Genomic DNA, 18,520 nt, shown 5'->3' with positions numbered 1-18,520 from the left:
CCACCCACTCGCGCATCCGGTCGACGACGGTGGCGAGTGCATGGTCGAGCATTCACATGACATAGCGCGTGAGTTGTTAAACGGCGCTTAATCGGATCGCCACCGGCTCGGTATTCGCCGAGAAGTAGAGCCAAATCGGTGCCGAAGGAGGGGCGACTGCTTCGTTCTGGAAGCATCTCGGCTGGCGATTGCTGGAGAGTTCGCTGATCAAGGGCTGGTGCGGCGAAGCCGAAACAGGCAAGAAACGCGAGCAAGGAATCTCCCTATGATTGCATATCAGTCCCGTGAGGCGCAGATGCGTGCGCGCTCCACCGCCATCGCCGCGTCGTTGACGCAGCTCAAGGGCCTGTCCACCGAGATCGAGGCCAATGCGCACGCCTTCCGCGCGAACCTCGAGCGCGTGACCCGCTCCGAGGCGCTCGCGAGCATGCGCACGCTGCTCTCCTCGATCCGGTGACCGCGCGGTCGGCATCCCTGCCGCCGCGCTCACGCCTCCGCCAGCGCCGCGAGCGCGATGCCGCTCGTCACCGCCACGTTGAGGCTGTCGAAGCCGCCGCGCATGGGGATGCGCAGGGTGCGCGCGCGGGCGAGGACGGCGTCGGGGAGACCCGGGCCTTCGGTACCGAGCACGAGCGCCGTGCGCTCCGGGCGGGCGAGGCCGGCGAGCGTCTCCTTCCCGCCCGGCGAGAGCGCGAGGGGCGTGAAGCGCGCCGCGTCCAGCGTGGCGAGCGTCTCCAGCGGCCCGCCGGCGCGGGCGAAGGGCACGAGCAGCGCGCCGCCCGCCGAGACGCGGATCGCCTTGCGATAGAGCGGATCGCAGGTCTCGCCGTCGAGGATCACCGCGTCGGCGCCGAAGGCGGCGGCGTTGCGGAAGATCCCGCCGACGTTGTCGTGGTTGGTGAGCCCGATCAGCACCACGACGAGGGCGCGCCGCGGCAGGCCGGCGAGCAGGGCCTCCGCGTCGGTCTGCTCCCCGCGCAGCCCGACCGCCAGCACGCCGCGGTGGATCGGGAAGCCGGCGATCGCCTCCAGCACCGGCTGGGGCGCGACGTGGACCGGCACATCCGCCGGGATCGCGGCGGCGAGCGCCGCGCGCTTCTGCGACAGGAGAACCGAGGCGAGGGCGAAGCGCCGGCGCCCCGTCGCGATGCGCAGCGCCACCTCCCCTTCGACCACGAACTTGCCGGCGCGCCCGGCGAGATCCTTCTCGCGGATCGCGCGGTAGTCGGCGATACGCGGGTCGTCGGGATCGTCGATCGGGATGGTCTCGCGCACGGCCTCCCTCATCGCCCGTCGTGGACGATCGCGCCGTCGAGGATCGTCAGGACGCAGCGCGTCTCGCGCACGGCGTCGGGCTCGGCGAGGAAATCGTGCCCGAACACCGCGACGTCGGCGAGCATGCCCGGCGCGAGCCGCCCGCGCGTCGTCTCCGCCTTCTCGACCCAGGCGCCGAACTCGGTGAAGGCGGCGAGCGCCGTCTCGGGCGAGACCCGCTCGCGCGCGTCCATCACCCCTCCCGTGCGGGTGCGCCGTGTCATCATGGCCGCGAGCGACAGAAGCGGGTCGAGCGCGCAGACCGGCGCGTCCGAGGAGGCGGCGGGGTGGAGCCCCGCCTCGATCCAGCCGCGGGTCGGGTAGGAGGAGAGCGCGCGATCCTCGCCGAGCACGTCGACGTAGAGGTCCCCGAAATCGTGCAGGAAGACCGGCTGCGGCACGGGCTCGATCCCGAGCCGCGCCATCCGCGCCGTCTGGTCGGGGCGGGCGAAGCCGCAATGCTCGATGCGGTGGCGCCGGTCCGGATCGGGCGCGTGCGCGAGGGCGGCCTCCATGGCGTCGAGCGTCTGCTCGATCGCGGCGTCGCCGATGGCGTGGACGGCGAGCTGCCAGCCCTGATCGTGGTAACGGCGCGTGTAGGCGCGCATCTCGTCGTCGGTCAGCGACAGGAGCCCGCGGGTCTCGGGGACGCCGCGATAGGGTGCGCTCATCGCGGCGGTGCGCCCGCCGGCGCTGCCGTCGGTGAAGATCTTGACCTGCTTCGCCATCAGGCGCGCATCGCCGCGGCCGGGCCGGAACCCGGCCTCCCACGCCGCCTCGGCGATGCCGCCGGGGCCCCCCAGAAGGCATTGCGAGACGCGCACCGGCAGCCGGCCGGCGTCGTGCGCCGCGTCGTAGGCGGAAAGCTCCGCCAGCCCCGCGCGCATGCCCACCGCCGCATCCATCACCCCGACGATGCCGTGCGCCAGGCAGGCGCGCCCGGCGCGCTCGATGGCGTCGACCAGCTCGGCCCGCGACGGCTCGGGCATCGCCGCGCGCACGGGGTCTCGCGCGGTCTCGGCGAGGAGGCCGGTGAGGCGGCCGGCGGCGTCCCGCTCGATGAACCCGCCCTGCGGCGCGACGCTCGCCTCGTCGAGGCCGGCGAGCCGCAGGGCCGCCGAGTTGCAGATCGCGACGTGGCCGCAGGCGCGCACGACGTAGGCCGGATTGTCCGGCGCGGCCCGGTCGAGCTCGTCGCGGGTCGGAGGGCGGCCGACGTCGAGGCGGCCCTGGTCCCAGCCCCGCGCCAGCAGCCACGCCCCCGTCGGCAGCGCCGCCGCGCGCTCCGCCACCCGGGCGAGGAGCGCGTCGAGGCTGGTTGCCGCCTGCGGCGTGAGGTCGAGCTCGACCATGGTCAGGCCGAGCGGCAGCAGGTGCATGTGCGCGTCGATCAGACCCGGCGTCGCGAGCCGCCCGCCGAGATCGATCGTGCGGGTGCCGGCGCCCGCGAGCGCGGCGATCTCGCGGGTCGTGCCCAGGGCCGCGACGCGGTCGCCCGCGATCGCCACCGCCTCGTGCACGCCCTCCGCACGCCCGGCGAAGACGCGGCCGTTCAGGAGGAGGAGTGTAGGGGCGTTCATGGGCGAGGCTCCGGTCGTCGCGCCCGACAGGTAGCCGGTCCGTCGGCCCCGGGGAACCCGAAACCGCTCCTCCCCCGTCGGGGGAGGTGGATCGGCGCCGCAGGCGACGAGACGGAGGGGGTGCGCCGAAGGCGCGCTTCGGCGACAGCCGAAATCACGCACGTGCCACCTGGGGACCCCGCCCCTGATCCGCTGACGCGGATCGTCCCCGCCCCGATGGGGCGGGAGCGGCACTCACTCCGCGGCGGGCGCCTCCTTGCCCTTCTTGCCGAACACGCCGGAGAACCAGCCCTTCTTGGGCGCGTCCTCGCCGCTCGTGCCGGAGATCGCCTCGCCCGCCTCGTCCGGCGGGGGCGGGGCGACGACTTCGCCGAACTTGGTGAAGAACTCGCCGGCGAGCTTCTTCGCAGTCGCGTCGATCAGGCGCCCGCCGAGCTGGGCGATCTTGCCGCCGACCTGGGCCTTGACGTCGTAGTGCAGGATGGTCTCCTCCGCGCCGTCCTCGCCCTGCGCGGCTTCGAGGTCGACCTTGGCCGAGCCCTTGGCGTGGCCGGCGGCGCCGCCGGCGCCCTCGCCGGAGATCACGTAGCCGTTGGGCGGATCGAGGTCGGAGAGCGTGACCTTGCCGTTGAAGGTCGCCTTCACCGGGCCGATCTTGAGCGTCACCTTCGCCGTCATCTCGGTGTCGGAGGTCTTCTCGATCGTCTCGCACCCCGGGATGCACTGCTGGAGCACCTCGGGATCGTTCAGCGCGGCCCAGACCGTCTCCCGGGGGGCGGCGATCCGCTGGCTGTCGGTCATGTCCATGGCGTCTTCCTTCCTCGTGTCCGTCTTCTCGGGATTCGTCCTCACGCCCCGCGCTGTCCGCGCCGGCGCAGGACGGTGATCTCGGCGAGGATCGACAGCGCTATTTCTTCGGGCGTAATCGCGCCGATGTCGAGCCCCGCCGGGGCGTGCAGCCGCTCGAAGGAGGCCTCCGGAAGCCCCGCGCCGATCAGCTCCGCGCGCAGCGCCGCCGCCTTGAGCCGCGAGCCGACGAAGGCGACGTAGCCCGCGTCGCTGGCGAGCGCCGCGCCGAGCGCCGCCGCATCGCCAGCGCCCTGCGTCGCCACCACGACGAAGCGCGTCTGCGCCGCCTCGGTGGCGATGCCCCAGCCGGGGACGGCGCGGTCGGCCGCGCCGAAGGCCTCGAGATCGCCCTGCGGCGCGTGGACGACGGTCTCGTACCCCATCCGCCGGCCGAGGTCGCACAGAGCCTCGGCCACCGGCGTCGACCCGCAGATCACGAGCTGGGCGCGCGGCAGCACCGCCTCGACGAAGACGTCCATCGTGCCCTTGGAGGGGCAGCGGTTGGCGGCGAAGCGCACGCCGTCGCGCTCGTCGCCGGGGGCGACCCCGAGGTCGGCGAGGAGCTCCTCCGGCTGGACGGAGACGAGCCGCGCCTCGCCGTCGGCGATCACCTGGCGCGCCGTGCGCAGCACCGCGCCGCGGGCGCAGCCGCCGCCGATCCAGCCGCCGGTGATGGTGCCGTCGGCGCGGATGATCGCCTTGGCGCCCGCCTTGGCCGCGGTGAGCGCGACGGTCCGCACCACGGTCGCGACCGCGAAGGGCTCCGCCTTCGCCCGCATGGCGGCGACGAGGGCGTGGACGTCGTGGGGATCGGTCATGGTGTCCTTCACAGGCGCGTTCACAGCCGGGCGAGCTCCGGCTCGAGTGCCGCGAGGCTCGCGAGGTCGTGGGCGGGGGCGAAGAGGTCGACGTGCGGCAGCGCCGCGCGCATGCCGCGGGCGGCCGGCGCGTAGTCGCGCCAGCCGAGCATCGGGTTGAGCCAGATCACGCGGCGCGCCCGCCGACGCAGCCGCGCCATCTCGCGGGAGAGCACCTCCGGCTCGCCGGTGTCGTAGCCGTCCGACACGATCATCACCGCCGTCCGGGAGGTCAGCGTGCGGCGCGCATGGGCCCGGTTGAAGGTCTCGAGCGCGGCCCCGATCTTCGTGCCGCCGCCGAAGCCCTGCGCGAGCAGCGCGAAGCGCTCGGCGGCGCGGACCGGGTCGCGCTCGCTCAGGGCCTGCGAGACCTGGATCAGGCGCGTATGGAAGACGAAGGCGTCGGCCCGCGCGAAGCCGGCGAGCACGCCGTGCATGAAGCGCACGAAGGTGGCGGAATAGACGCTCATCGAGCCAGACGCGTCGAGCAGGATCACGAGCTTCAGCGGCTTCCTGCGCGGGCGCCGGCGCACGAGGTCGAGCGGCTCGCCGCCGCGCTCGACGGCGCGCGCCAGCGTGCGGCGCAGGTCGAGCCGCGGGCCCTTCCGCGCGACGCGTTCGCGGCGCACGAGCCGCGCACGCATGCGCCGGGCGAGGCGCTCGGCGAGCGCGTGCGCCGCCTCGATCTCGGCGGGGTCGGTCAGGTGACGGAAGTCGGTCTGCGCGAGGCTCTCGATGCGCGAGCCGCCGGCGCGCCGGCTGCCCGCCTCGTCCTCGGTTTCGGGCGCATGGTCGTCCGCCTCCGACCGGGTGACGCGATCAGGCGCACCCTCCTCGCCGCGCGTCGCGTCGGGGCCGGGCCAGGAGCGGATGTCGAGGCCGCCCTTGCGGGAGGCGCCCGACGTGGTCATCCGAACGCCCGCGCGCCGGGCGCTCCAATAGGCGCGAAAGATCTCGGGGAAGCGCTCCCAGTCCGAGGGCCGCGAGGCGAAGAGCGTCCGCAATGCCGGCATCAGGGCGGACGGGCGGGACAGGTCGGCGGCGGCGAGGATGGCGAGTGCGTCGCGGCTCTCCGCGAGGCCGACGGGGAAGCCGTTCATCCGCAGGCTGCGCACGAAGCCGGCGAGCCGCGCGCGCACGGCGGCGGCGACGTCGGTCCCGGGGCTCGCCGCGGCGGGATTCACGCGCTCGCCTCCACCAGCCGCGCGACGACGGCCGGCGCGAGCCGCACGCGGTCCTCGCGGGTCTTGAGGAGCGCGACCAGCGCGTCGTGGACGGCCTCCGGGTCGTCGCGCAGGTCGCCGAGGCCGACGAGACTCGCGGCGAAGTCGAGCGATTCGGCGACGCCGGGAACCTTGACGAGGTCCTCCTTGCGCAGCTTCGCCACGAAGCGCGCGACCTGCGTGGCGAGCGCCGCGTCGATGCCGGGCAGGCGGGCGAGCAGGATGCGCGCCTCCCGGTCGGGCTCGGGATAGTCGACATAGTGGTAGAGGCAGCGCCGCCTGAGCGCGTCGGAGAGTTCGCGCGTGGCGTTCGAGGTGAGGATCACGTGCGGGACGCTGGTCGCCCGGATGGTGCCGAGCTCGGGGATCGAGACCTGGAAGTCGGACAGGAGCTCGAGCAGGAAGGCCTCGAACTCCTCGTCCGCCCGGTCGATCTCGTCGATGAGCAGGACCGGCGCCGTCTCCTGGCGGATGGCGGCGAGCAGCGGGCGCTCGAGCAGGTAGGCCTCCGAGAAGATCTCGGCCTCGACGGCCTTCGCGTCGTGTCCCTCCCGCGCCTTGATGGCGAGGAGCTGTCGCTGGTAGTTCCATTCGTAGAGCGCCGCCGCCCGGTCGAGCCCCTCCCAGCATTGCAGCCGGATCAGCCGGGTACGGTGGATCTCGGCCAGCGCCTTGGCGATCTCGGTCTTGCCGACGCCCGCCTCGCCCTCGAGCAGCAGCGGGCGCGAGAGCCGCTGCATCAGCGCGAGCGCCACCGCGAGATCGCGATCGGGCACGTAGCCGGTGGCTACGAGGCGCTGGGCGATGGCGTCGCGGTCGAGGGGGGCGGTCAAGGGCACTGTCCTCGAAAACGGTCACGGGGCTCGCGCGCCCGTTCGTGACGGCCGCGCCGGTATTCCCCTCTCCCTCGTGGAGAGGGGCTAGGGGTGTGGGGCGTCGGGCGAGGCTCACCCGCGCGAGGGTCGGCGGACGGGTCGTGCAGGCCTGCATCCAGGGCGGTGACAGTCCTGCACGCCCCACACCCCCGGCCCCTCTCCACGAGGGAGAGGGGAGAGCCTCCATCCGCGCCTCGCTCCTTCAGCCTCCGATCACGCCCCCAGCGCGCGCGCCGCCTTCCAGATGCGCCAATGGTCGTGCGGCATCTGGATGTGGGTCGAGCCCAGGAACGCGAACGCGTCGTTCACCGCGTTCGAGAAGCACGGCACGCCGCCGACGTGCGGGCTCTCGCCCACGCCCTTGGCGCCGATCGGATGGTGCGGCGAGGGGGTGACGGTGTGGTCCGTCTCCCAGACCGGGGTCTCCACCGCGGTGGGCAGGAAGAAGTCCATGAAGGACGCGCCCATCACGTTGCCCTGCTCGTCGTAGCGGATCTCCTGGCCCATCGCGACCGCGAAGGCCTCGGTGAGGCCGCCGTGCACCTGGCCCTCGATGATCATCGGGTTGATCCGGGTGCCGCAATCGTCGAGCGCGTAGAAACGCCGGACCTTGTACACGCCGGTATCGACGTCGATGTCCATCACGCAGACATAGGCCCCGAAGGGGTAGGTCATGTTCGGCGGGTCGTAGTAGGACACCGCCTCGAGGCCGGGCTCCATGTTCGGCGGGGGCTGGTTGTAGGCCGCCCAGACGATCTCCTTCATCGACTTGCGGCTCTCGGGCGATCCCTTCAGGCGGAAGCCGTCGATGTCGAACTCGACGTCGTCGTGGTGCACTTCCAGCATGTGCGCCGCGATCATCTGCGCCTTCGCCTTGATCTTGCGCGCGGCGACCGCGGTGGCGGCGCCGGCGACCGGCGTCGAGCGCGAGCCGTAGGTGCCGAGCCCGTAGGGCGCCGTGTCGGTGTTGCCCTCCTCGATCATGATGTCGTCGGCGGGGATTCCGAGCTCGGTCGCGATGATCTGCGCGTAGGTGGTCTCGTGGCCCTGGCCCTGGCTCTTCGTGCCCATCCGCGCGATCACGCCGCCGGTCGGATGGATGCGGATCTCGGCGGAATCGAACATGCCGATGCCGAGGATGTCGCAGTTGCGGGTCGGGCCGGCGCCGACGATCTCGGTGAAGAAGGACAGGCCGACGCCCATGATCTCGCGGGTCTCGCCGCGCGCGAACGCCGCGCGCTTCTCGCGCTGCTCGGCGCGAAGCGAATCGTAGCCCACCGCATCGAGCGCCTTCCTCATGGCGGTGTGGTAGTCGCCCGAATCGTATTCCCAGCCGAGCGCCGAGTTGTAGGGGAATTGCTCCGCCTTGATGAAGTTCTTCATCCTGAGCTCGGCCGAATCCATGCCGAGCTTCTGGGCGAGGATCTCGATCGCGCGCTCGATGGCGTAGACCGCCTCGGTGACGCGGAACGAGCAGCGATAGGCGACGCCCCCGGGCGCCTTGTTGGTGTAGACGCCGTCGACCGCGAGATGCGCCACCGGGATGTCGTAGGAGCCCGTGCAGATGTTCATGAACCCGGCCGGCCACTTCGACGGGTCGGCGCAGGCGTCGAAGGCGCCGTGGTCGGCGAGCACGTGGACGCGCATGGCGGTGATGGTGCCGTCCTTCGTCGCCGCGAGCTCGGTCGTCATGTGGTAGTCGCGGGCGAAGGAGGTGGCGGAGAGGTTCTCCATCCGATCCTCGACCCACTTCACCGGGACGCCGAGCACGATCGAAGCCACGACCGCGCAGATGTAGCCCGGATAGGCGCCGACCTTGTTGCCGAAGCCGCCGCCGATGTCGGGGGCGATGACGTGCACCTTGTGCTCGGGAATGCCCGCGAGCATGGAGGCCACCGTGCGGATGACGTGCGGGGCCTGGAACGTGCCCCAGAGCGTCAGCTCGCCGCGGATCTTGTCCATCGAGGCCACGCACTGGCAGGTCTCGAGCGGCGAGGGATGGGTGCGGTGGTAGGACAGCATCTCCTTGATGGTGACGTCGGCCGTCTCGAAGGCGGCGTTCGTGCCGGCCTCGTCGCCGATCTTCCACTCGAAGATGTGGTTGTGGTGCTTGCGGGGGCCGTGGGCGCCGACCAGCTTGTCCTTGATGTCCTCGCGTAGCAGCGGCGCGTCGTCCGCCATCGCCTGGAACGGGTCGACCAGCGGGGCGAGCTCCTCGTACTCCACCTCGACGAGCTCGATGGCGTCGGCGGCGACGTAGCGGTCCTCGGCGATCACGAAGGCGATCTCCTGGCCCTGGAACAGCACCTTCTCGTCGGCGAGCACCGCCTGCACGTCGCCGGCCAGCGTCGGCATGTAGTGCAGGTTGAGCGGCTTGAGGTCGGCCGCCGTGAGCACCGCCTTGACGCCCGGCATCGCCAGCGCCTTCGATGCGTCGATCTTCCTGATGCGCGCATGCGCGTAGGTCGAGCGCACGAAGTCGCCGAACAGCATGCCGGGCAGCTTCAGGTCGTCGACGTACTGGCCGCGCCCTTGCGTGAAGCGCACGTCCTCGACGCGCTTCCTCTTGCAGCCCATGCCCTGCAGCCTGGCCTCGCGCTCCTCGGGGGTGGGAGGGGTCATGTCGTTCATTCGGCGGCCTCCTTGAAGGGCTCGCCCGCGAGCTTCGCGGCGGCGTACTGAATGGACTTGACGATGTTCTGGTAGCCGGTGCAGCGGCACAGGTTGCCGGAGATGCCGGCGCGGATCTCCGCTTCCGTCGGGCGCGGGTTCTCCTGCAGCAGGCGATGCGCGCGCACGATCATGCCGGGCGTGCAGTAGCCGCACTGGAGGCCGTGCATCTCGCGAAAGCCCTCCTGGAGGGCGTGGAGCGTGCCGTCGGGGGCGGCGACGCCCTCGATCGTCAGGATGTCGGCACCGTTCGCCTGGGCGGCGAACATGGTGCAGGACTTCACCGACATCCCGTCGATGTCGACCGTGCAGGCGCCGCAATGGCCGGTCTCGCAGCCGATATGCGCGCCGGTGAGGCCGAGATCCTCGCGCAGGTAGTGGATGAGCAGCGTGCGCGGCTCGACCAGCGCCTCGTGCGTCTTCCCGTTCACGGTCAGCTCGATGTGGACCTTGGACATGGTCTCCCCCCTCAACCTTGCGCGCGCGCGGCGGCGCGGGCGAGCGCCCGGCGCAGCATCACGCCGGCCATGGCGGTGCGGTACTCCGCGGGACCGCGCCCGTCGGAGGCGGGGTTGGTGATGGCCTCGGCCGCCTTCACCGCCCGGTCGACGATCTCCGGCTCGAGGCGCGATCCGGCGAGGATCGCCATCGCGTCTTCGGCCAAGAGCGGCGTCTCGGAGACGTTGGTGAGGCCGATCGTGATCGTCGCCACGGTGCCGGCCGACATCGTCAGCTGCACGGCGGCGGCGGCCGTGGCGTAGTCGCCGACCTTGCGCTTGAGCTTCTCGTAGGCGAAGCCGGCGCCGGCCGGCGGGGTGGGGACCCGCACGGTCGTGAGAATCTCGCCGTCCTCGGCGGCGGTGAAGTAGGCGCCCTGGTAGAACTCCCGCGCCTGCACCGACCGCTCGCCGTTCGGGCCGGCGAGCACGTAGGTGGCGTCGAGCGTCATCATCACGGCGGGCATGTCGTTACCGGGATCGCCGTTGGCCACGTTGCCGCCGAGCGTGCCGCGATAGCGGATCTGCGGGTCCGCGATGACCGCGGAGGTCTCCGGAATCAGCGGCAGCTTCGCCGCCAGGATCGGATCCTGGAGGAGCTGGTGCTGGGTCGTCATCGCGCCGATGACGATCTCCGCGCCCTCCTCGCGCACGCCCTTGAGCGCGGCGATGCGGGAGAGGTCGACGAGCGCCTCGGGGGCGGAGAGCCGCAGCTTCATCATCGGGATGAGGCTGTGGCCGCCGGCCAGCGCCCGGGCCTCGTCGCCGAGCTCGGCCAGGAGTGCGACGGCCTCCTGCACGGTGCTCGGGCTGTGATAGGCGAAATTGGCGGGTATCACGCCGGATCCTCCTCCTCGAGTGCTCCAACCCTAAATTGCGAGCTTGGGCTCGTCTTTCTCGAAAGGGTCCAGAGAGGAGGGGGGTGCGGCAATCGCTGCTGCACGAGAACCGCGGCTCCTGCACGAAACGCGGCGCGGCATGCACGAACTGCGTCAGGCCGGCTGACCTATTCCGCCGCATCCAACGGTCGCGTCCGCGCCTGCTGCTCGGCTTCGAAGCGCCGCCTCAGGGCGGCGAGGCGGCCGCGGGCGACGGGCAGGCCGCGGCCGTCGTCGAGCAACGCCACGCCGTTGTCGCCCGCCCGGCGCACGGCGACGACGTGATCGAGGTTGACCACGTGGCTGCGGTGGATGCGCAGGAAGCGCGCGGCGTCGAGCGCCGCCTCCGCCTCGCCGATGGACAGCCCGCAGAAGTACTCGTGCTCGCCGTCGCGGACGTAGGTGTAGTGCGCGTTGGCGCGCACGCACCGAATCGCGCCGACGGGGAGCGCGAGCGGCGTGCCGTTGCGCTCGACCGTGAGGGTCCGCGCCGGCCGGCGCGGTGGACCGCCGACGCCGCCGTGGGGGACGGCGCGGCCGGCGCTCTCGCGTGCCGTGGCGGGCTCCGTCGTGCCCGCGACGGAGGCTTGCGCGGCGGCCGCGTCCACGACCGGCGGCTCGCGCGCTGCGGCGGGGGCCGGCGCGTCGGCCGCGGCGTCTGCGACCGGTGCGGCGGGCACCGCGCGCCCGGAGCGCTCGGGGGTCAGCGTCGCGAGGAACGCGCCGGAGACGGCGAAGGCGACGAGCGCCACCGTGAGCGCGAGCCCGTCCGGCGAGAGGCTCGAGGCGAATTGCGAGGGCGCCGCCGCGGGCGCGGCGTGGAGCGTCATGCCGGCCATGGCGGTGTAGTGCATCCCGGAGACGGCGAGGCCCATGGCGATCGCGGACGCCCACAGCGTCTGGCGCGGTGCCTCGAAGCACAGCCACAGCGCCGCCGTCGAGGCGGCGACGGCGAGCGCGAGCGAGAGGACGACGTGGCCCGTCGCGTGGCTCATCGTCATCGCCCCGGCGAGCGCGCCCATGCCGATGTAGTGCATCGAGGCGATGCCCGCCCCCATGCCGAGCCCGCCCGCGCCGACCCGCACGGCGAGCGGCAGCTCCGTCGCCGCGAGCAGCATGCCCGCGCCCACCACCATCACGCAGACGAGGAGCGAGAACACGGTGGGCGCGACGAGGTAGTCCACCCCCACCGGCAGCCGCGCGGCGAGGAGCCCGATGAAGTGCATCGACCAGATGCCCACCGCCAGCGTCGCCGACGCGCCGACGAGGAGAACCCGCCGCCGCACCCCCTCCGCCGCCGCCACCCGCCCCGCCAGCGCGAGCCCGACATAGGCCCCCTGCATCGCGACGAGGATGGAGAGCGCCACGAGCCAGGGGTCGTGGGAGAGGGTGTGCGAGAGGGTCTGGGTGAGGGCGAACGAGGTCGCTCCGGCATTCATCCGTCCCTCCTCGTGTGCGTGCCGACGTCCGATTACCGGATTTCGGCACGATGCCGCGAAACGGCTCCCCGGGCAATGCGGCGGCTTGCGCTGCTCAAATTGCGATGGCAGTGATCCCGAAGCTCAGGGGGGCAGGGATGTCGTTCGAGGAACTCGATGCTGGAGACTGGATGCGGCGCGTGGAGGCTCTCGCGAAGGTGCACGCCGCGGTCGTCGGCGAGCCCGAGCCGCCGCGCCTCGTTCTGATGCGCATCCTGGTGGATCGATCTCGTCCTGGTTCCCTCCCTCGGCGACGATGCCGCTCTCGATGGCCACCGAGCGACGGCCGAGGAGATGAGCCGGCGGCACGGCACCCGCAGCTTCGTCGTGCAGCAGTGCTTGCCGCCGCAGGTCGGCCGCCTCGGTTGGGTCGTCGACACGCGCCGGCCCAGGGATCGCGGCGTTGCGCAGGTGTCGACGATCGCCGTCTATCCGGGGTAACGGAGCGCTGGACTGAACCGAAATGAAGTGCAATACGTTGGTCGATTAGCAACGAACGCATGACAAGGGTGGGGCATGAGCGCGAGCGCGACCATCGATCGAATACGTGAAGGCGCCGTACCGCCGGACGCGGCCTTCGATACTCTTTGCGCGCTCGCCACCGATCCGGACCTCGACGCCCGGGAGGACGCCTACGAAGCGCTGATGGAGTGCGGCTGGCGTGCGGCGCGCGCCGGCAGGAGCGAGGACGAGCTGATCCGCTGGCACGGCGTGTGCCAGGCCCTCGCCGCGCAGATGGAGGCGTCGTCGCCGCGGGAGGCGGGGCCTTCGGAGCCCGCTCGCGTCGCCGGCGAGAGCGAGCTGGATCCTTACGAGGCACTGGCGGAGCGCGTCCGTGCGGTCGCCGACCTGTTCTCCGTTTCACTCCATTTCGCCGAGGCGCGCTCGGCGGAGGCGGTGATCCGCCGCAAGCACGTCCCGGAGGTGCTCGCCATGCTGCGCGAGCGCCCCGGCCGTCCCGTCGACAGAGAGGACATTCGCGCACGCCTCGGCACCGGCCAATCGAACACGACGCGCATCCTGGAGATGATGGAAGCGGCCGGGCTGCTTCGCCGCGAGATGCACGGCAGCCGCTGCCTCGTGACGCTGCCGGATGCGGAGCGAGTGCTGCATGCGAGCCGAGGCGAAGCCGTGGCGGAGGACCATCCGTCGTCGCCGTCCGGTGTCGTCGCCGTGCGGGACGCGGTGGAGATGTACGTCGGGGAGGAAGCGCGCATCTCGGGGGCCGCGGCACCTTCGGTCGCCGGCTCTGCCCAGAGCGGTGGGCGCGGGTCGATCGTCGGTGTCGAGATGCGCGAGCGCGTGAGAGAACCGCGGACGGACATGGGCCCGGGCTCGGGCGACGAACTCGCGGCCATGCTGAAGCGCATTCGGGCAGCCCAGGCTTCTCTGACGTCCGGCCCCAACGCCGGCTCCCGTACGGTGTTGATTTCCTCCGGCGGCCGTGTCGGCACACGGACCTCGAGTCCGGAGCCGGGTGTGTTCGCAGTCGTGCATTCCTCCGAATTGTTCGATCACGCGCTGGCCGTGCTGCCCGGCATAGCCGACGCCGCACGACCGAGCCGGGCCGCGCGGTTCAAGACGAACCTCTCACGGGCGCCGCGACAAAGGGGCAGCGCCGTGGGCGAGCCGTCGCGCTGAAGGAGGAGACGGATGTGCCCGACGACGATGCGACACGGCAGTACGACGAACCAGTGGAGCTCCCGGGCCACGTCGAGGTGTTCAGCGACGTGATCCTGGGTGCGGACGTCGTCAGCCGCTCGGGCTTCGCGCTGCTGGCCGGCATCGGCATGACCGAAACGGCCGATCCCGTCCTCGTGCCCATGCTGGAATGGTCGCTGCAGGTCGATGCGGGCGGCACCGGGGCCGAAAGTCCGCCGGTGGTCCGCGTCATCCCCTTCGAGAACGCGGCGTACCTGCTCAAGGACATGGCCTCCGACCTCGCGATCGTCACGGCGCAGCTCCATGCGCTGTCCGCCGGCGGCATTCGGCCGGTCGCCCAGCGGATCGACGCCACCGACAGGTTCCTCGCCGACGTCGAGCAGGACATCAAGGCGAGCCGGGCCGCCCTGGCACGGCTGCTCGAGAGCGACTCGTCGGAGACCTAGACTGGGACATGTCCGCGGCACCTCCGTGGAAGCGCGACGTGTGCTTCCGACGTGTGAAGCGCGGCCGCGGCGGCTATGCTGGCGCGAATGACCAGAGGACCCCGGGGCTCCACCATGCCGACATCGATCTCGCTTCGCCGCGCCGCCGCCGCAGCGCTCCTCCTCCTCGCCTCCCTCCCCTGGGCGAAGGCCGCGACCCTCGACGACCTGGCGAAGGCCGAGGCCGCGCTCGTGGCCGTGTGGCAGGACGTCCCGCTCGGGTTCCGCACCACCACCTTCGTCGCGGACGCACCCCAGGGCTACGGCGTCTACACGGCACGGGAGACGAACGTCTTCGCCCCGGGCGAGCCGCTCGTGGTCTACGCCGAGCCGGTGGGCTACGCGTGGGAGGAGATCGGGGACGGGCGCTTCCGCTTCGGGTTCGACGTCGACCTCCTGATCAAGACGCCGGACGGCACGATCGTGGGCGGGCGCGAGAACTTCCAGAGGCTCGCTCTGGAGAGCCGCGCGCGCAATCGCGAGTTCATGCTCACGCTGACCCTCACGCTGGACGGGATCCGCCCCGGCGATTACGTGCTCGAGTACCGCACGCGCGACATCGCCTCGGACGAGGCGGGGACGATCAGCCTGCCCTTCACCATCGCCGAGCCCTGAGCGCGCGCGTCCGCCGGGAGTGCTCAGAACAGCGGCGGCACGGCCATCCGCGGCACCGGGATCGGGCCCACGAAGACGCGGCCCTCCGTGATGCGCAAGGGCGGGAGCGGGACGAGCGGCGGGGCTTCCTCGCCGGGCGCGACGGGGGCTGGCGATCCGCCGCCGAGCGCCGCGACGATCGCGTCCGTCATGAAGTCGCCGCGCCCGCCGAGCGCCGCCTGGGCGATCGGCCCGAGGCCGCGGCCGGAGGCCTCGATGCGCCCTTCCGGTCGGTCCAGCGCGTCGAGCGCGAACTCGCCGGTGATCCGCAGCGCCGCCGCGGCGGTCTCGAGCGACACGACGCCGATCTCGACCCGCCCGCCGGCCTCGCGCCAGGCCCGGCCGGCGGCGCGCGGATCTCCCCCGGCCCGGGCGAGCGCCGCCGGCGCGTGGAGGCGCATCTGCGCCTCGATGTCGGTCGGTCCCGCCGCTACCGCGGGCAGGACGTCCGCGAGGCCGGGCGCCTCGAGCGCGGTCGCGCGCAGGACGGCGTCGATCGGCCCCTCGCGGCGGGTCGCGCCGGGGCTCGGGCGGAGATAGAGCTCGGCCCGCTCGGCCCGCGCGGCGACGGGCGCCGGCAGCGCCGCCGCCGCGACCCGGGCGCGCGGACCGTCGACGACGAAGGCGAGCTGCTCGGTACCCCGGCCGAGATTGCGCACGGAGGCCTCGAGCAGCGTCCATTCGGCCTCGATCGCACCCTGCGGCGAGCGTGCCGAGAGCGGCCCCGCCAGGTTCACGATCACGTGACGCGGCTGGTAGACCTGCGCCAGCGCGCGGGCCGGGCCGAGCTCGAGGGCGAGGCCGACGTCGGTGTCGAGGGCGAGCCGGGAGCAGGAGATCTCGATACGGAACGGGAAGCCGCCGATGCCGCGGTCCGCGCAGGTCCAGGCGCGGCCCAGCGCCGCCTGCTCGGCGAGTCGCGCATCGAGCTCGTCGGCGACCCGGTCGCGGATGACGAACCAGGCGGCGCTCCAGGCGACGACGACGAGGGCGAGCAGGACGAAGGGCGTGAACAGCCACACGCGCGAGCCCCTGCGGGGCAGCCGCGTCCGCTCGGGCCGATCCGGTGTCGTCATCGTGGAACGCTCCTCGAGGCTCGCCCGTCGTGCCGGCCTGCGGCGGATCGGGCGCGGCGGGTGGTAGCGGAAATACGGGAAGGCGGCAAATGCCGCGTCGCCGCGGCGCGGCGCTCACGGTTGCGTCGCGGCCCGCCCGCGCGTAGGCCTCGGGCGGCGCGGGCGAGATGGCGACGATGGGCGAGACGCGGATGGAGCCGAGCGAGGACGTCGACCTCTGGGTATTCGGCTACGGCTCGCTGATGTGGCGGCCGGGCTTCCCGTTCGTGGAGCGCCACGCGGCCCGGGTCCGCGGCTTCCACCGCTCGCTGTGCGTCTATTCTCACGTGCATCGCGGCACGCCGGAGCGGCCCGGCCTCGTGCTCGGCCTCGACCGCGGCGGCTCGTGCCGCGGTGTCGCCTTCCGGGTCGAGGCGGGGCGGGCGCCGGAGACCATCGCCTACCTGCGAGCCCGCGAGCAGGCGACGGCGGTCTACCTCGAGCGTCGGCTCGCGGCGCGATTGGCGGACGGGCGGCTCGTGACGGCGCTCACCTACGTGGTCGACCGCGCGCACCTGCAATATGCCGGGCGGCTCGACCACGAGGAGACCCTCCACATCGTGCGCGGCGGCGTCGGGCAGTCGGGCGCGAACCCGGACTACGTGATCTCGACCGCGGTGCACCTCGTCGAGCTCGGCGTGCACGACCCGCACCTCGCGCGGCTCGCCGCGGCGCTCGCCGAGGAGGCCTCGCGCACGCCGCATCCGGTGTCTCCCGCGGCGGCATCGCGCACGGGCTGAGCGGCCTGCGCCCCGAGCCACCTCCACCCCGCGCCGGCTCAGCGCCGCGTGCCGCGCCGGCTCGGCCCCGTCTGGTCCCGCTTCGCCTCGCGCTGCGCGCGCACGCGCGCAGGTCCCTGCATCCCGCACGACCTCGACCCGCCGCGGCGACCGCCCGCGGGCCCGCCCCCGCCCGTGCTCGCAGCCGTGCCCGCAGGCGAGCGCCGCAGGCCGAGATCCGCGGCCACGGCGCGGCGTGCCTCGGCGGTCTCCGCCAGGCGGTGGAGATGGACCTCGGTCGCGCCGCGGGCGGCCGCCCGCTCCAGCCAGGCGCGCCGCCGGCCTTCGCCGGCGAGCGCGTCCGCGGTCGTCGTCGCCCGCACGTCGGCCCGCCCGCCCTCGGGCCGGGCGACCGCGAGGGCGACGGCGCCGTCGAGGTCGGCGGGATCGACGGTGCCGATCGCATGGACCGCCACCACGACGCGACGCCCCGAGCGCCCCCGCCAGGCGGAGAGCCCCGCACCGCCCGCGAGGCCGGCGACGGCCCGGAGTGGTTCCTCGCGCACGCCCGCGTCCGCCACCGCCGCGACCGCGGCACCGCCGCCGGAGCCGACGGCACCGACGCCTCTCAGGCCCCGCAGGGCGTCTCTCCAGAACAGGCCGTGAATGTTCCTCATGCGTTCTAGATAGGCCCGTCTGCGGTCCGCGTCAACCGCGATTGCGCGACGCATGGCGGACGGGACGGCGCGTTGCGGCCGAACCGGGCTTCAGGACGATGCGCCGAGCCGCGTCGGGCGCGGGGGCGGCGCGGGGACCGTGACCGGCGCGGGGGCGCCCGCCGGCGGGCCGGCGGCGATCGCCGCCACCGTGCCGGGATCGACGGGCTCCGCGCAGCCGCTCGGCGCACGCGCAGCCGCGGTCCGCGCGAACGCCTCCGCGAGGGCCGCGTCGCCGCCGGGATCGAGCAGCACCAGGCCCTCGACGAGGCAGGCGAGCCGTGCCGGCGTCGCCTCCTCGGCACACAGCCAGCCGGAGAGCCGCGGGCCGTCGCCGCCGCGGAAGGCGAGGCAGGCGCGCACCGGGCCGTTCTCCAGGACGAGCGGCGCCGCCTCCAGCACGCCGAATCCGGTCGCCACCGCGACGGGCTGGCCGCTGGTCGCGATGGCGAGGCCCGCCTCGGCCGCCGCGAGGGCCGCCTCGACGAAGAAGGCGCGCGGCGGCTCGAGGGCGGCGCCGGGGGCGGCCCGATGCAGGGTGAGGCGCAGATGCGTGCCGCCTTCGGCGAAGCCGCCGAAGACGAGGGCGTCCTCCCGCGCGCCGCCGTCGTGGACGCGCGCCGCGTGGCGCGAGGCGAGGCCGCCGATGCCCGGCGCGTCGAGGCCGAGCACGATCTGCGGCGTCTCGAGCTCCCGCCAGGCCGGGGGCGGCGCGGTGAGGACCGGGTCGGGGCGGGCGAGGAGATCGCCGATGTCGCGGGGTCCGTCCTCGATCGCCGGAGGCGGGGGCGCCACCGCGAGCGCCAGCAGCCCGACGCCGGCGAGCGCCGTCAGCAGGCCGGAGAGCCCGCGCGCGAGCCCGCGATCGGCCGCGGCGGGGGCGTCCTCGTCCCACTCCGCCCCGAGCTCGATGAACTCCGCCTCGCGATATCGCCGCGCCGCGCGCAT

Annotated in this window: 18 protein-coding genes; 5 read left to right on the top strand and 13 right to left on the bottom strand. The window is 73.2% G+C overall.

Features of this window, described 5'->3' with window-relative positions:
- Window positions 1–295: 295 nt before the first annotated feature.
- Window positions 296–457 carry a hypothetical protein gene (locus AB9M23_RS07895; RefSeq protein ID WP_372423974.1) on the top strand — a complete coding sequence of 54 codons (162 nt, stop codon included), beginning with the start codon at window positions 296–298 and terminating at the stop codon, window positions 455–457.
- Between the two features lie 29 nt (window positions 458–486).
- Here AB9M23_RS07895 and AB9M23_RS07890 read toward each other — a convergent pair whose 3' ends face one another.
- The 10 genes from AB9M23_RS07890 to AB9M23_RS07845 form a co-directional block, all read right to left on the bottom strand.
- Window positions 487–1,275, bottom strand: a complete 789-nt coding sequence (locus tag AB9M23_RS07890; protein ID WP_372423973.1) for a TrmH family RNA methyltransferase — start codon at window positions 1,273–1,275, stop codon at window positions 487–489.
- An 8-nt stretch (window positions 1,276–1,283) separates the two neighbouring features.
- Window positions 1,284–2,894, bottom strand: coding sequence for an amidohydrolase (locus AB9M23_RS07885; RefSeq protein WP_372423972.1), 1,611 nt, complete (start codon window positions 2,892–2,894; stop codon window positions 1,284–1,286).
- A gap of 234 nt (window positions 2,895–3,128) precedes the next feature.
- Window positions 3,129–3,701 (bottom strand): SRPBCC family protein, encoded by a 573-nt coding sequence (locus AB9M23_RS07880; RefSeq protein WP_372423971.1) that lies wholly within the window; start codon window positions 3,699–3,701, stop codon window positions 3,129–3,131.
- Window positions 3,702–3,742: 41 nt separating this feature from the next.
- Entirely contained in the window at window positions 3,743–4,561 is an 819-nt protein-coding gene (locus AB9M23_RS07875) for an XdhC family protein (protein WP_372423970.1), read from the bottom strand.
- A gap of 20 nt (window positions 4,562–4,581) precedes the next feature.
- On the bottom strand, window positions 4,582–5,784 hold the full coding sequence (locus AB9M23_RS07870) for a vWA domain-containing protein (RefSeq protein WP_372423969.1): 1,203 nt from the start codon (window positions 5,782–5,784) through the stop codon (window positions 4,582–4,584).
- Window positions 5,781–6,656 carry an AAA family ATPase gene (locus tag AB9M23_RS07865; protein WP_372423968.1) on the bottom strand — a complete coding sequence of 292 codons (876 nt, stop codon included), beginning with the start codon at window positions 6,654–6,656 and terminating at the stop codon, window positions 5,781–5,783. The genes AB9M23_RS07870 and AB9M23_RS07865 overlap by 4 nt, the downstream gene beginning before the upstream one ends.
- 255 nt (window positions 6,657–6,911) lie before the next feature.
- Window positions 6,912–9,329, bottom strand: a complete 2,418-nt coding sequence (locus AB9M23_RS07860; RefSeq protein ID WP_372423967.1) for an aerobic carbon-monoxide dehydrogenase large subunit — start codon at window positions 9,327–9,329, stop codon at window positions 6,912–6,914.
- Window positions 9,326–9,826: a (2Fe-2S)-binding protein gene (locus tag AB9M23_RS07855; RefSeq protein ID WP_372423966.1), complete on the bottom strand. Its 501-nt coding sequence runs from the start codon at window positions 9,824–9,826 to the stop codon at window positions 9,326–9,328. The genes AB9M23_RS07860 and AB9M23_RS07855 overlap by 4 nt, the downstream gene beginning before the upstream one ends.
- A gap of 11 nt (window positions 9,827–9,837) precedes the next feature.
- Window positions 9,838–10,704 carry an FAD binding domain-containing protein gene (locus AB9M23_RS07850; protein ID WP_372423965.1) on the bottom strand — a complete coding sequence of 289 codons (867 nt, stop codon included), beginning with the start codon at window positions 10,702–10,704 and terminating at the stop codon, window positions 9,838–9,840.
- Window positions 10,705–10,871: 167 nt separating this feature from the next.
- Window positions 10,872–12,182: an MHYT domain-containing protein gene (locus tag AB9M23_RS07845; protein ID WP_372423964.1), complete on the bottom strand. Its 1,311-nt coding sequence runs from the start codon at window positions 12,180–12,182 to the stop codon at window positions 10,872–10,874.
- Between the two features lie 555 nt (window positions 12,183–12,737).
- Between AB9M23_RS07845 and AB9M23_RS07840 the strand changes: the two genes are divergently transcribed.
- The 3 genes from AB9M23_RS07840 (at window position 12,738) to AB9M23_RS07830 (ending at window position 14,983) form a co-directional block, all read left to right on the top strand.
- Entirely contained in the window at window positions 12,738–13,862 is a 1,125-nt protein-coding gene (locus AB9M23_RS07840; protein WP_372423963.1) for a helix-turn-helix transcriptional regulator, read from the top strand.
- A gap of 14 nt (window positions 13,863–13,876) precedes the next feature.
- Window positions 13,877–14,329 (top strand): hypothetical protein, encoded by a 453-nt coding sequence (locus tag AB9M23_RS07835; protein ID WP_372423962.1) that lies wholly within the window; start codon window positions 13,877–13,879, stop codon window positions 14,327–14,329.
- Window positions 14,330–14,443: 114 nt separating this feature from the next.
- Entirely contained in the window at window positions 14,444–14,983 is a 540-nt protein-coding gene (locus AB9M23_RS07830) for a hypothetical protein (protein WP_372423961.1), read from the top strand.
- A 23-nt stretch (window positions 14,984–15,006) separates the two neighbouring features.
- On the opposite strand, the gene AB9M23_RS07825 is transcribed toward AB9M23_RS07830, so the two are convergent.
- The gene (locus tag AB9M23_RS07825; protein WP_372423960.1) at window positions 15,007–16,098 is read right to left on the bottom strand and encodes a DUF2125 domain-containing protein; all 1,092 of its coding nucleotides are present in this window, start codon (window positions 16,096–16,098) and stop codon (window positions 15,007–15,009) included.
- 176 nt (window positions 16,099–16,274) lie between these two features.
- Between AB9M23_RS07825 and AB9M23_RS07820 the strand changes: the two genes are divergently transcribed.
- Window positions 16,275–16,877 (top strand): gamma-glutamylcyclotransferase, encoded by a 603-nt coding sequence (locus AB9M23_RS07820; protein WP_372423959.1) that lies wholly within the window; start codon window positions 16,275–16,277, stop codon window positions 16,875–16,877.
- Between the two features lie 38 nt (window positions 16,878–16,915).
- On the opposite strand, the gene AB9M23_RS07815 is transcribed toward AB9M23_RS07820, so the two are convergent.
- Together AB9M23_RS07815 and AB9M23_RS07810 are read right to left on the bottom strand one after the other, a co-directional pair.
- Complete coding sequence (locus AB9M23_RS07815) at window positions 16,916–17,533, bottom strand: hypothetical protein (RefSeq protein ID WP_372423958.1); 618 nt, start codon at window positions 17,531–17,533, stop codon at window positions 16,916–16,918.
- A gap of 90 nt (window positions 17,534–17,623) precedes the next feature.
- Complete coding sequence (locus tag AB9M23_RS07810; protein ID WP_372423957.1) at window positions 17,624–18,520, bottom strand: hypothetical protein; 897 nt, start codon at window positions 18,518–18,520, stop codon at window positions 17,624–17,626.

The sequence above is a fragment of the Salinarimonas chemoclinalis genome (genome assembly GCF_041514305.1).
In the GTDB taxonomy this organism is placed as follows: domain Bacteria; phylum Pseudomonadota; class Alphaproteobacteria; order Rhizobiales; family Beijerinckiaceae; genus Salinarimonas; species Salinarimonas chemoclinalis.
This window is presented reverse-complemented; position numbering and strand designations above follow the sequence as displayed.